This window comes from Dactylosporangium siamense (assembly GCF_016862795.1).
In the GTDB taxonomy this organism is placed as follows: domain Bacteria; phylum Actinomycetota; class Actinomycetes; order Mycobacteriales; family Micromonosporaceae; genus Dactylosporangium; species Dactylosporangium siamense.
This window is the reverse complement of the sequence record NZ_BONQ01000126.1, coordinates 66369-79482: the sequence shown is the minus strand read 5'-3', so window position 1 is coordinate 79482 and position 13114 is coordinate 66369. Positions and strand designations below refer to the sequence as shown.

Here is a 13114-nt window from a genome sequence, read left to right as displayed (position 1 = left end):
AATTGCCGGGGATGCCCGGGTTAGCGTGGCGTGGCGAACAGTAGTCGCTGGCAGCGGGGCAGCGTTTGCCAAGCGGCGCGCGGCACGGCCTCCCGCGACGGGGGCCGGTTCAGGTCCCCGGACGGTTGAGACCGGTCTCGTACGCGAAGATGACGGCGCCGATCCGGTCACGCACACCGAGCTTGGCGAGGATCCGGCCCACGTGGGTCTTCACTGTGGTCTCGCCGAGGTGGAGCCGGGCGGCGATCTCGGTGTTGGTCAGCCCGCGGGCGACGAGGCCGAGCACCTCACGCTCGCGGTCGGTGAGCCCCTCCAGGCGGGTGTCCGGCAGCGCGGAGACGCCCGTGGTGACGTAGCGGTCCAGCAGCCGCCGGGTGATCGACGGCGATACCATGGGGTCGCCGCGCAGCACCCCGCGGATCGCCACCAGCATCTCGGCGGCAGGTGCGTCCTTCACCAGGAAGCCGCTCGCGCCGGCGCGCAGGGCCGCGAAGGCGTACTCGTCGAGGTCGAACGTGGTGATCATCAGGATGCGGGTGTCGGGCAGCGCGGCAGTGATCCGCTCCGCGGCGGCCACGCCGTGCAGTCGCGGCATACGGACGTCCAGGAGCACTACGTCCGGACGCAGCTCGACGGCGGCGTCCACGGCCTCCGTACCGTCTGCGGCCTCACCCACGACGGTCAGGTCCGGCTGGCTGTCCACGACCATGCGCAGCCCGACGCGCATCATCTCCTGGTCGTCGCAGATCAGGACCCGGAACGGTGGTCGGTCGTACATGGGCCCATCGTGCTGAGGGTCGCCTGTGGCGGCGCTGTGATCTCCTGTGGCGGGCCTGTGAGGCACGGTTCGCCGTCGAGCGGCAGGGTCGCGCTCACCCGGAATCCGCCCTCCGGTGCCGGGGCCGCTTCGAGGGTCCCGCCGAACATCGCTACGCGTTCGCGCATCCCCGTGATGCCGCGCCCGGACGACGGCAGGCGCGGCCCGGATCCGCGCTTGCCGGCCCCGTCGTCGCGCACCTCGATCCGCACCGTTCGATGCAGTCCGGGTACGCCGAGGTCGACCGCGACGTCGACGCCCGCCCCGGTTCCCGCGTGCTTGACGACGTTCGTCAGCGCCTCCTGGACGATCCGGTAGGTCTGCAGCACCGCGCCGGCCGGCACGCCCTCCTCGGTGCCGGTGAGTCGTAGGCCGGCCATTGCCCGCCCGGCACCGACGCCGTCGACCAGCTGGCGAAGGTCCGCCAGGCTCGGTTGCGGCGGGGGTATCGTGCCGTCCTCGTGCAGCACCTCCAGCAGCCGGCGCAGCTCCTTGAGTGCCGCGCGCCCGGTGGTGCTCACCAGTCGCAGCGTCCGGTCGACGACGGCTGGGTCGGTGTGGCGCATGAGCTGCGCACCCTCGGCGTTGACGACCATCACGCCCACGCTGTGGGCGAGGACGTCGTGCAGCTCCCGTGCGATCCGGGCCCGTTCCTCGGCGGCCGCGGCGCGGGCCAGCGCCCGGCGCTCGGAGTCGGCGAGCTCGGCCCGGCGCTCGATCGACTGCAGGTAGGCGCGCCGCGCCCGCACGTACTCGCCGAGCAGCCAGGCTGTCGCGATCGACAGGCAGTAGGTGACCGCGGCCCAGCCGGCGTCGGACGCGGGATAGCGAGTGAGCGACCAGCTGACGAAGAACGCCGCCGCGGCCGGGGCGGCGAGCGCGGCCGGTCGGCGCCTGCCCCGCACGACCAGTGTGTACAGCATGAGCTGCAGTGCGGCGTGCGCGAGCGGGAGATGCTGGGACCAGGTCCGGGTGAGCAGCCCGAGCCAGGCGGCCGCGAGCACTACCGCGGTCATCGCCTCGGGCTGGCTGCGACGCCACAGGAGCGGCAGGACCAGCCCGGCCAGCACGCCTCCCTGCGCCCACAGTGGCCCGCCCGCCTGCGGATTCACCAGCGCCGGCACGGCGAGGACCACGGCGAGTGCCGGTTCGACCACCCTGGCATACCTTCTCGGCCACGACATCAACCGGTGCACGGCCCACACGGTACGGCGGACGCCTCTCATCGGTCGTCCTCCCACCGGGCGGTGCCGGGTCCACCCTGGGCAGGATGACGACGGCCGGCCGGCACGACGACCGGCGACGCCCGCCGTCCATAGCGTCGCCTTCATGTCCATCCTCACGGAGTTTCTGCGGTACCCACGGCTGACCGGAGCGATCGCGGCCAGTTCTCCGGGACTCGCGCGCATGATGACCGACGGCATGCACCTGGAGCGCGCCCGGACTGTCGTGGAGCTGGGGCCTGGGACCGGCGTGTTCACCGATGCGATCCTGCGCCGGGTCGGTCCGGGCACCCGGGTCGTCGCGATCGAGCTCAACGGTCACCTGGCCGCCCGCCTCGCGGACCGGTACCGCGGGCATCCGGTCGAGGTCGTCCACGCGTCGGCCGCCGACCTGGCGCGCCTGGTGGAGGACCCGGTCGACGCCGTGGTGTCCGGGCTGCCATGGACCGTCATGCCCGGGCCGGCACGGCACCGGATCCTGGACGCCGTCGCCGGACGCCTCGCCCCCACCGGCATGTTCGCCACGTTCGCCTACGCCCATGCGGCGTGGACCCCACCCGGGCGCCGGTTCGCCGCAGAACTCGCGCAGCGGTTCGGTGCGACCGCGACGAGCCCGCTGGTGTGGCGCAACCTCCCGCCGGCCTTCGTGCACCGGGCGTCGGCGCCGAAGATACGACGCCCCGATGCCGTCCGGCGGCCGTTCCCGGCGGTCCGGAACTGACGCCGCCTTCGTGTACGGGCCACGTCGCGCTCAGGTTGCCGCGGACCAGCTCTGTCGACGTGGCCGCTCCACTCATTGCTCGCCATCAACGACCTGAGACATGACTCGGACAGGTCCGCATCCGGCGCCGCCGGTGACCTGCCAGCGTTCTACACGGGTGCGAGCGTGCCGCTTGACCTGCCCGGATGGCATTTTCGGCAGGCACAACGTCAGTCGGCCAGCGCGCCGCAGCAGGTCTCGATGATGAGGCGGGTGGTCACGTACGGGTCGCAGTTCGCGTTCGGACGGCGGTCCTCGATGTACCCCTTGCCATCCACCTTGACCTGCCAGGGGATGCGGACCGAGGCGCCCCGGTCGGAGACACTGTAGCTGTAGGCGTTCCACGGCGCGGTCTCGTGCATGCCGGTCAGGCGGTGCTCGATCTCAGCGCCGTAGCCGGCGATGTGCTCCGAGACGCGCTTGCCGAGCGCCTCGCAGGCGGTGATGATCGCATCGTAGTTGTCGCGCATCGCGTTGGTGGAGAAGTTGGTGTGCGCGCCGGCGCCGTTCCAGTCGCCCTTGACCGGCTTCGGGTCGAGGGTGGCGGCGACACCGAAGTCCTCGGCGATACGGTACAGCAGCCAGCGGGCGATCCACAGCTCGTCGGCGACCCGCGGCGCGCCGACCGGACCGATCTGGAACTCCCACTGGCCGGGCATGACCTCGGCGTTGATGCCGGACAGGTGCAGGCCGGCGGCCAGGCACAGGTCCATGTGCTTCTCGACGATCTCGCGGCCGTGGACCTCGTCCGCACCGACGCCGCAGTAGTACCCGCCCTGCGGAGCGGGGAAGCCGATGGGCGGGAAGCCGTACGGCCGGCCGTCCTTGAAGAACGTGTACTCCTGCTCGATGCCGAAGATCGCCTCCTGGCCGGCGTACATCGCCGCGATCTCGGCGCAGGCGGCCCGGGTGTTCGTCGGGTGCGGCGCCATGTCGTTGGTGAGCACCTCGCACAGGACCAGCACGTCGTCCCTGCCACGGATGGGGTCCGGACAGGTGAACACCGCCTTCAGTACGCAGTCGGACTTGTCGCCGGGCGCCTGGTTGGTGCTCGACCCGTCGAAGCTCCATAGTGGAAGCTCGGCGCCGTCGGCGACGATCTTCGTCTTGGAACGAAGTTTCGCGGTCGGACGGGTGCCATCGATCCAGATGTACTCGGCCTTGAACGCCATGACTGGTACCTCCCCCGGGGACTCGTGGACTGGCGGAATGCAGACCCCACTGTTCAAGCCTGCCTCGATCGTGCCGAACGGCGTACGCAACGGAGCCCCTTGGTTTCCCCGGCTATCCTGCGCAAGCAGGGGCAGTCGCATCGCCATCCGGCTGCGGGACGGGTGCAACGATGCGGTGGAAACACGACGAATGGGCGCAGCGCTGCAACGCTGAGCGCCTGATCGTCGGCGTCGAGGAGGTCCTGCGCTGGTGGGACCAGGACCCGGCGCGGATAGCCGAGAGGCTCAGCGGCCTGCTGCGCGTGGCCACCCCGCGTGCCGTCGTCGTCCTGGAGGGCGTGTACCGCGGCCGTCGCCGCTCGCTCGCTGCGATGGTCCGAACCGACGTCGGTGTGCTGAGCGAGGACTACGGCCGGCATGCCGCCGCGGTCGCGGCGCTGCTGACCTTCGACCGGTCCGGATACCTGCGTGAGGCCGGTGTCCGGTGGCTGGCCACCAGCGACGAGCTGTTCACCCTGCCGTTCCTGCTGCTGCGCCTCAACGACCCGGTCGACCCCGTCCGCCAACAGGCCACCACCGCGGTGCACGCCCGGCTCACGGTTGGCCATGGCGCCCTGCTCGTGCAGCTCCTCCCGCTGATCGAGGGCCTCGGCGCGCGCCGCCGCGCCGGCCCGATCGCGCGCACCATCGGCGAGTTGCTGATCGACGGTGACCCGGCCGGCCGGGCCGCCCTATGGGGCGGCGCCCGCGGCGATGACACCTCGGTCGCCGCGAGCTGCCTGCGCATGCTCGCCACCATCGAGCCGGCCGCCTCCGTCGAACAGGCCGTCGCCACAGGCGATCCGGCCCTGCGGCACTGGGCCGCCGGGGTGGCCACCGCACGCAACCTCGACCCGGCCGTCCAACGCCGGCTGCTGCCGCTGCTCGAATCCGACCCCAACCCCCGTATCCGGTGGAAGGCGCTGCGGGCACGCACCCACCACCCCGACAGCGAACCGCACCTGCGCCGTGCCCTGCTCGACCCCGACGCACGGGTGCGCTACCTGGCCCGCGCCAGCCTGCGCGCCCTCGGCCACACCGGCTCCGCCGCCCTCTACCGCACGACACTCGCCAACGTCGACGCCACCCGAGACGCAATCATCGGTGCACTCGCCGGCCTGGCCGACATGGGCACCCGCGACGATGCCACCCGGATCATCGCCTTCCTCGACCACCCGAACGTGCGAACCCGCGGCGAAGCATGGCGCGCCCTCGCCACCCTCGACCCGGACATGTTCACCGCACGTGCCGGCCAACTCTGCGCCGACCCCAGCGGTAAGGTCCGCCGCCTCCGCCGCGCCTGATCACCTCGAGGACCTCAAAGGGATCGTCGCCGCGTTCGAGAAGGCCAACCTCGACGTCAAGATCTTCGTGCAGACCGCGAGGATCTCGCGCTCGTCCGCAAGGACGCCGCGTCCGGCATCTGCTGAGGGACGAGGCGCTTGCCCGTTGTATCCGCGCGGGGTCGCAGCCGCCATGCGGCCGATCGCCTCCAGACCGACTCGATCACGGTTCAACACGAACACCAATAATGTGTGGAAGAACGGGCAAATTAGAACTTCTGCAAAATTCGGTCTTTACAGACTAATGGTCGTCGCTTAGAGTCTCCGGCAGTTGCATCGCCCTACGGGGTGTCACCTCATGAGGGCGGTGTGTCAACCACCGCCGCGGAGGCCGAGTGCACTGCGCTTGATCGCATTGCACGGGAGCCGGCGCCCTGCCGGGGGCGTCGTGACCGCACCCGCGCCTCGCCAAATCCTGCCCGCGATCGAGGCACGTCCGTGCCCGATCGGGCACTCGTAGCAACCATGCCCCAGACCATGAGGAGCCCCGATGCACACCCGCAGGCTCAAGGCGCTGACGGTGCTGACAGCGAGCTGTTTGGCGCTCGTCGCCGCGGCGGCTGGCGCCTGCAGCTCCGCCAAGCCGGGCCAGACACAGCTCGACGTCGAGATCTTCGGCGACATGGGATACCGCGACCTGTACACCAGGTACGAGCAGAGCCATCCCGGGATCAAGATCGTCGAACACGTCGTCTCGTACGACGATCACCACAAGAACCTGCAGGCGCACCTGCTGGGCGGGTCGGGCACCGGCGACATCGAGGCCATCGACGGCGGCTACATCGCGCAGTTCAGGGTCATGGCGGACAAGTTCGTCGACTTCAGGGACTACGGCGCCACCCCGGGCCAGTGGCTGCCGTGGAAGTCGCAGCAGGCGACCGGCGCCAACGGCCAGCTGATGGGGCTGGGGGCCGACGTCGGCGGCCTGGCCATGTGCTACCGCCGGGACCTGTTCGCGCAGGCTGGCCTGCCGACCGACCGCGACCAGGTGGCCGCGCTGTGGCCGGACTGGCAGTCGTACATCGCGACCGGCAAGCGCTTCAAGGCAGGCGCACCGGACGGCGTGGCCTGGTTCGACTCGGGCTCCAACGTCTTCAACGCCATCATCGGCCAGGCGCCCGTCGGCTACACCGCCACCAGCAACAAGGTGGTGGTGGCCGAAAATCCCGCCGTCAAGCGGGCGTTCAACCTCGCGGTCGAGGCCGTGCAGGCCGGTGAGTCGGCGAAGCTGGCGACGTTCAGCCAGCAGTGGAACGCCGGGTTCCAGCGGGGGTCGTTCGCGACCGTGGCCTGCCCGGCGTGGATGACCGACACCATCAAGCAGAACGCGCCGCAGACCAGCGGCAAGTGGGACATCGCCACGATCCCCGGCGGCAGCGGCAACTGGGGCGGCTCGTTCCTGACGGTGCCGAAGCAGAGCAAGCACCAGAAGGAGGCCGCCGAGCTCGCCCGGTACCTGACCGCGCCCGAGCAGGCGAGCTGGATCTTCCGGACCCAGGGGCACCTGCCCAGCCAGGCCTCGCTTTACAACGACCCGGCCGTGCTCGGCAACACCAACGCGTTCTTCAACAACGCGCCCACCGGCCAGCTCTTCACCGAGGCGGCGAAGAACCTGCGGCCGCAGTACCAGGGCCCCAAGGACGGCGACATCGGACCGCTGATCGGCCTGGGGATCACCCGGGTCGACAAGGGCAAACAGCGACCCGCGCAGGCGTGGGACCAGGTGCTCAAGGACGTTGCGAATGCCACCGAGCCGTAACCCACGGCGAGCAGTCGGACGAACAGTCAGCGGTAGGGGAAGCTCCAGAAAGGAACGACAGGCCTGATGGCAGTCTTGACACCGTCGTCAGTGTTGCGTCGGCGGCGCAACACCATCCGGGCGACGGACAACCGGTGGTCCCAGCTGCGCCACAGGTTCGACCTGAGCGGTACGCCGTATCTCTACATCGCACCGTTCTTCGTGGCGTTCGGCGTGTTCGGGCTGTTCCCGCTGCTCTACACCGGCTGGATGGCCATCACCCAGTGGAACCGCGACATCCCGGGCAGTGAGCACACGTTCGTGGGGCTGGGCAACTTCGCGCGGCTCGTCCACGACGACTACTTCTGGAACGCGCTGCGCAACACCGCCGCGATCGGCGTGCTGGGCACGGTACCGCAGCTGCTCCTCGCGATGTGGATCGCCCATTTGCTGCAACGCAAGATGCGCGGCCGCACGCTGCTGCGCATGGGCGTCCTGCTGCCCAACATCACCTCGGTGGCCGCCGTCGGACTGATCTTCGCCCAGCTGTTCGGGCGGGACCTCGGCCTGATCAACTGGGGGCTCAGCCTGGTCGGCATCGACAAGGTCGACTGGCAATCGGGCACCTGGCAGTCATGGGTGGCGCTGGGCGTCATCCTGACCTGGCGGTGGACCGGGTACAACTCCCTGATCTATCTCGCCGCGCTGCAGGCGGTCTCCGACGACCTTTACGAGGCGGCGGACCTCGACGGCGCCAGCCAGTTCCAGAAGTTCCGCACCATCACCGTCCCGGCGCTGCGCCCGACCATCATCTTCAGCGTGATCATGTCGACCATCGGCACGATCCAGCTGTTCACCGAGCCGCTCATGTTCAACCCGGGGATGAGCCCGACCGGCGGCGACTCCCGCCAGTTCCAGACCCTCGCCATGTACGTCTACGAGCAGTTCTGGACCCACGGCAAGTACTCCTACGCAGCCACGGTGTCCTGGGCCATGTTCATGATCATCGTGCTGGCGGTCGGCGCGAACTACCTGCTGTCCCGACGGATTCGGAGCTCCTCATGACCCTGATACCGGTCTCCCGTGCCATGACCGGCGGCCGCCGCCCCGGCCAGAGGGCTGCCGCGCCGGCACAGCGCCGCGCCGGAACGAGGACCTACGTACTGCTGGGCATCATCGCCGCGGTGTCGGCGTTCCCGCTGTACTGGTCGCTCGTCGCGGCGTCCAACGACAACTCCGCGGCGGGCAGCTGGCCGCCGAAGCTGCTGCCCGGCACGCACCTGTGGGCCAACCTGCAGCAGGCGTACACGCAGGCGAACTTCGGCCTCGCCCTGCTCAACTCGATCATCGTCGCGACCTTGATCACGGTCTGCGTGGTGCTCACGAGCACGCTGGCCGGCTTCGCCTTCGCCAAGCTGCGCTTCCGCGGCAGCAACGCCCTGCTCGGGATCCTCCTGGTGACGATGATGGTGCCGGCCCAGCTGGGCATCATCCCGCTGTACATCATGATGTCGCAGTGGCTGGGCTGGACCGGACACCTGCAGGCGGTCATCGTTCCGGCGGCCACGTCGGCCTTCGGCGTCTTCCTGGTGCGCCAGTACCTCTCCGATGCGCTGCCCACCGCGCTGCTGGAGGCCGGCCGGATGGATGGATGCTCGACGCACCGGCTGTACTGGCACGTCGTGCTGCCGGCGGCGCGACCCGTCGCCGCGGTGCTCGCGCTGTTCACCTTCATGAACGCCTGGAACGACTTCTTCTGGCCCCTGCTGGCCCTGGGCCAGGGCAACCCGACCACCCAGGTGGCACTGTCCACACTGGCCGGTGGCTACTACATGGACTACTCGCTCGTGCTCGCGGGAACCCTGATCAGCACGGCTCCGGTGCTGCTGGTGTTCCTCTTCCTCGGCAAGCAGATCATCGGCGGGATCATGCAGGGGGCCGTGAAGGCATGAACTGGACCGTCTGGCTCATCCCGCACTTCCACTACGACCCGGTGTGGTGGAACACCCAGTCCGCGTACACCCAGACCTGGGATCGGCCGCAGGACCAAGCGCCCGCCGACGACTCGGGCGAGGCGCGCTTCGCGTGGCCCGGCCACAGCGCGTTCAGCCTCGTCAAGGCGCACCTGGCGAAGATGCGCGAAGACCCGCAGTACAGCGTGGTCCTCGCCGAGGTCGACTACCTCAAGCCGTACTGGGACACGTATCCCGAGGATCGCGCGTTCATCCGCCGGCTGATCGCGGGAGGCCGGCTGGAGCTGGTCGGCGGCACCTACAACGAACCCAACACCAACCTCACCGGCATCGAGACGACGATCCGCAACGCCGTGCACGGCGTCGGATTCCAGCGCAACGTCGTCGGAGGCGTCCCGTCCACCGCATGGCAGCTGGACGTGTTCGGCCACGATCCGCAGTTCGCGCAGGTGATGTCCGGCGCCGGGCTGACCTCGATCGCCTTCGCCCGTGGCCCCTACCACCAGTGGGGACCCATGTTGACCAGCTGGAACATCCGCGAACATCGCAAGCCGTTCGCGCCGGTCCAGTTCCACACCGAGTTCGAATGGGTGTCGCCCGGCGGCGACGGCCTGCTCACCCACTACATGGCCGGTCATTACTCGGCGGGCTTCAGCCTCGACGCCGCCCAGGACCCGCAGACTGCGGCGGCGGAGCTGCACGAGCTGTTCACCGCGCTCCGGCCGGCCGCCGCGACCCACCACGTCATGATTCCGATGGGCAGCGACTTCAGCCCTCCCATGCGGTGGGTCACCGAGCTGCGCGCGGCCTGGACCGAGCGCTACCCGCACGTGCGGCTGCGCTACGGCCTGCCGCGCGACTTCTTCGCCGCCGTCCGCGGCGAGCTCGCCGCGAGGGGCGTACACCCGACGCCGCAGACCCGCGACATGAACCCGATCTACACCGGCAAGGACGTCACCGCGATCGACACCAAGCAGGCCCACCGCCTGGTGGAGGGGCTGCTGCTGGACGCCGAGAAATGGGCCACCTTCGCCGCACTGCACGGCGCGGCCTACCCCGCCGCGGCCGTCGACAAGGCGTGGCGGCTGCTGCTGTTCGGCGCGCACCACGACGCGGTCACCGGGACCCAGTCCGACCAGGTCTATCTCGACCTGGTCGCGGGCTGGCGCGAGGCGCACGACCTGGCCGCCGACGTCGACCGAGCGGCCCGCCGGCATCTGGCCCGCCACGTCGACACCCGCGGAGAGGGCACCGCGGTCGTGGTGTTCAATCCCCTGGCGTACACCCGGACCGACACCGTCACCCTGGAGATCGAGCTCGACCACGCCGCAGGGGTCACGCTCACCGATGACGCCGGAGCCCCGGTCCCGTACCTAGCTGAGGCCCTCGAGCACGCCTCCGACGGGCGGCCCGGCCGGGTGCAGCTGCGGTGGGTCGCGCGCGACGTGCCGTCGATGGGCTACCGCACCTACCGCCTGCGGCCCGGCGCCCCCGAGCCGTCGGCGTCCGCGTGGCGGCCCGTCGAGACGACGAGCATCGCCAACGACCGCTACCGGCTCCGCACGGATCCCGGGCGGGGCGGCGCGCTGACCGAGATCACCGACCTCACCTCTGGCCGGGACATTCTCCCGCCGGGCCGGGTGGGCAACGACCTGGTCTGCGTCGCCGAACACGCCGACCATCCGGAATTCGGCGAAGGCCCGTGGCACCTGCTCCCGCGCGACGTCGTCTGGCGCAGCTCGAACACGGCAGCCGCCGTCACCGTCGAACGCTGCCCGATCGGCGAACGGATCGTCGCGACCGCGGACGTCGACGGATGCCGCTACACGCAGTACACCACGCTGTGGCACGGCATCGACCGGATCGACTTCGCCACGTCCGTCGACGGGTTCGCCGACACCGACCGGCTCCTGCGCGTGCGTATCCCCTGCGACATCCCGGGCGGCATGCCCATCAGCGAGACCGCGGCCGCTGTCATCGGCCGCGGCTACGCACTGCTCGACGCGGACGCCGCGGAGCATCCCCGGACTCTGGACAACACGGCGCACCGGTGGTTCGGCCTCGGGGCGGCGCTGACCGTCCACCTGCACGATCCACAACAGCGCGGCGAGCGTTCCCGGGCGGTGTCGATCGCCGAGATCGTCGTCCCCGACGGCGATCAGGGCATGCCCTCGACCCGGCGCCTCGCGGTCGGACTGGCCCGGGCCGGTGTCACCGCCACCGTGACGACCGCGACGGGCAACCGTTACGGCGCGCTGGACACCGACACCAACCTGCCCGACTGCCGAGTCGCGGTCGGCACCCCGCAACGCAACGGATTCGTCGCCGAGCTCCTCGACCGGGCGCCGGCGCCGATCGCCGCCGAGCTGGCCGCTCAGCTCGAGGCCACCGGCACCGCACGCCTGTGGATTCCGGCCGAACGTCCGCTCGGCGAGGTGTGGCGGCCGGGCGCCGACGTGCGCCCGATCCGCGATCTGCCGGTGCTGCTGATCGCCGGCACCGACGCGCAGGCCGAGCACTGGGCCGTGACCGATCTCGTCGATGACCTCCGCGACGCGAACGTCCACGTCACGCAGCCGTTGGCGCTGCACCACAACGAGAGCACGGTTGAGGACTACACCGTCGCCCTGCTCAACCGCGGTACCCCCGGCTTCGCGGTCGAGCCCGACGGCACGCTGAACATGTCACTGGCCCGCGCCTGCACCGGCTGGCCCACCGGAACCGCGATCAACATGCCGGATCGCAACGCACCGGGCGGGCGCAGCTTCCAGCACCACACCAGCAGGCGCTTCGAGTACCACCTGGTGAGCGGGCCCGGTGGATGGCGCACCGCGGGGTTCACCGCCGCCGGGCAGTGCGTCAACCATCCCCTGGCCGCAACCGTCGCGCCGGCCACCGACGGGCCACTGCCCGCGACCGGATCCCTGCTGAACGTCGAGCCGGCCGAGAATTTCGTCGTCACCGCGGTCAAGCCGCGCTGGGATCCGCTCGCCGCCGGCTCCGCGGCGCCCGCCGACGCGTGCGACAGCCTGATCGTCCGCGGCTACGAGCCCCACGGCCGCTCCGGCAGCGTCGCGATCCGCCTCGCCGGCGGCATCACCACGGCCGCGGTCACCGACCTGCTCGACCGCGAGGGCGCACCCCTCGAGCACGACGGCAGGCACGCATACGTCGACGTCGAGGGGTACCGGATCACGTCTCTCGCCCTGTCACCGGCCCGCGCCGAGCGGGGCCGAACAGCGCTCGTTGCGAGCAGCGAAGCGGTCCAGCCCGTGTTCACCCGCTATTGGCTGCACAACTGCGGCCCCGCGCCCATGGGTAACCTGCCCGTCACGCTCACCCTCCGACCGGACGACGAGCCGCCGAACGACGGCAACGCGGCGGCCGTGCGGCTGCGCGCGCAGATCGTCAGCGACAACACCGACGCCGGCTACGGCGGGAACCTGGTCGTCACCGCGCCGGACGGCTGGGTCGCCACGCCTCGATCGTTACCCGTGACCGTCAAGGCGGGTGGCCACCTCAGCGTGCCGATCACCGTCACGGCTCCCGCGGCCGCCGCGCCCGGCTGGTACGCGGTCGCGGCGAGCATCAACCACCAGGGCCAGGACCTGCAGGACGTGCTCATCGTGCCCGTGGGCCAGCCCGCGCCCGAGCCGCTGCTGCGCGCGCGCAGCGAGGCCCAGCAGCTGACGCTGACCCCGGGGACGCGAAGCCGCGTGCGCGTACAGGTGGCTCACACACTCCGTACACCACTGCGCGGGCACGTCGAGCTCATCACCCCGCACCACATCTGGCCACTGATGAGCAGCCCGACCCGCAGCTTCACCATCGAAGCCGGCTCCACGGCGTCCGTCGAGTTCGACGTCGCCGTCCCGGCTGCTACGCCGCCCGGGGAGTTCTGGGCCCAGCCCAAGATCTGCGCCTACGGGCACATCACCTACGCCGAACCGGTTCGCATCATCATTCGACCCGGCGAAGGCGATGGCGTCGCCGGCCGGCTCGATCGGCCAGCCCCTGCCTCGTAGGGAGATGCTCGCCATGATCACGTG

The 13114-nt window shown here is 70.5% G+C and carries 9 protein-coding genes; 6 read left to right on the top strand and 3 right to left on the bottom strand.

Annotated elements, in window-relative coordinates:
* Positions 1-109: 109 nt before the first annotated feature.
* Both Dsi01nite_RS39940 and Dsi01nite_RS39935 read right to left on the bottom strand, forming a co-directional pair.
* The gene (locus Dsi01nite_RS39940) at positions 110-778 is read right to left on the bottom strand and encodes a response regulator (protein ID WP_203851596.1); all 669 of its coding nucleotides are present in this window, start codon (positions 776-778) and stop codon (positions 110-112) included.
* Entirely contained in the window at positions 748-2001 is a 1254-nt protein-coding gene (locus Dsi01nite_RS39935) for a sensor histidine kinase (RefSeq protein ID WP_425554531.1), read from the bottom strand. The genes Dsi01nite_RS39940 and Dsi01nite_RS39935 overlap by 31 nt, the downstream gene beginning before the upstream one ends.
* 145 nt (positions 2002-2146) lie before the next feature.
* On the opposite strand from Dsi01nite_RS39935, the gene Dsi01nite_RS39930 reads away from it, so the two are divergent.
* Positions 2147-2761, top strand: a complete 615-nt coding sequence (locus Dsi01nite_RS39930; protein ID WP_203851594.1) for a class I SAM-dependent methyltransferase — start codon at positions 2147-2149, stop codon at positions 2759-2761.
* Between the two features lie 209 nt (positions 2762-2970).
* Here Dsi01nite_RS39930 and glnII read toward each other — a convergent pair whose 3' ends face one another.
* The gene (gene glnII, locus Dsi01nite_RS39925; protein WP_203851593.1) at positions 2971-3972 is read right to left on the bottom strand and encodes a glutamine synthetase GlnII; all 1002 of its coding nucleotides are present in this window, start codon (positions 3970-3972) and stop codon (positions 2971-2973) included.
* Between the two features lie 170 nt (positions 3973-4142).
* Between glnII and Dsi01nite_RS39920 the strand changes: the two genes are divergently transcribed.
* The 5 genes from Dsi01nite_RS39920 to Dsi01nite_RS39900 all read left to right on the top strand — a co-directional run bounded on the left by Dsi01nite_RS39920 (position 4143) and on the right by Dsi01nite_RS39900 (position 13090).
* Positions 4143-5315, top strand: a complete 1173-nt coding sequence (locus Dsi01nite_RS39920) for a HEAT repeat domain-containing protein (protein ID WP_203851592.1) — start codon at positions 4143-4145, stop codon at positions 5313-5315.
* 529 nt (positions 5316-5844) lie between these two features.
* On the top strand, positions 5845-7113 hold the full coding sequence (locus tag Dsi01nite_RS39915) for an ABC transporter substrate-binding protein (RefSeq protein ID WP_203851591.1): 1269 nt from the start codon (positions 5845-5847) through the stop codon (positions 7111-7113).
* 66 nt (positions 7114-7179) lie between these two features.
* Positions 7180-8157, top strand: a complete 978-nt coding sequence (locus Dsi01nite_RS39910) for a carbohydrate ABC transporter permease (protein WP_203851590.1) — start codon at positions 7180-7182, stop codon at positions 8155-8157.
* Between the two features lie 23 nt (positions 8158-8180).
* The gene (locus Dsi01nite_RS39905) at positions 8181-9044 is read left to right on the top strand and encodes a carbohydrate ABC transporter permease (RefSeq protein ID WP_203851682.1); all 864 of its coding nucleotides are present in this window, start codon (positions 8181-8183) and stop codon (positions 9042-9044) included.
* Positions 9041-13090: a glycoside hydrolase family 38 N-terminal domain-containing protein gene (locus Dsi01nite_RS39900; RefSeq protein WP_203851589.1), complete on the top strand. Its 4050-nt coding sequence runs from the start codon at positions 9041-9043 to the stop codon at positions 13088-13090. The genes Dsi01nite_RS39905 and Dsi01nite_RS39900 overlap by 4 nt, the downstream gene beginning before the upstream one ends.
* The last annotated feature ends 24 nt before the right edge of the window (positions 13091-13114 follow it).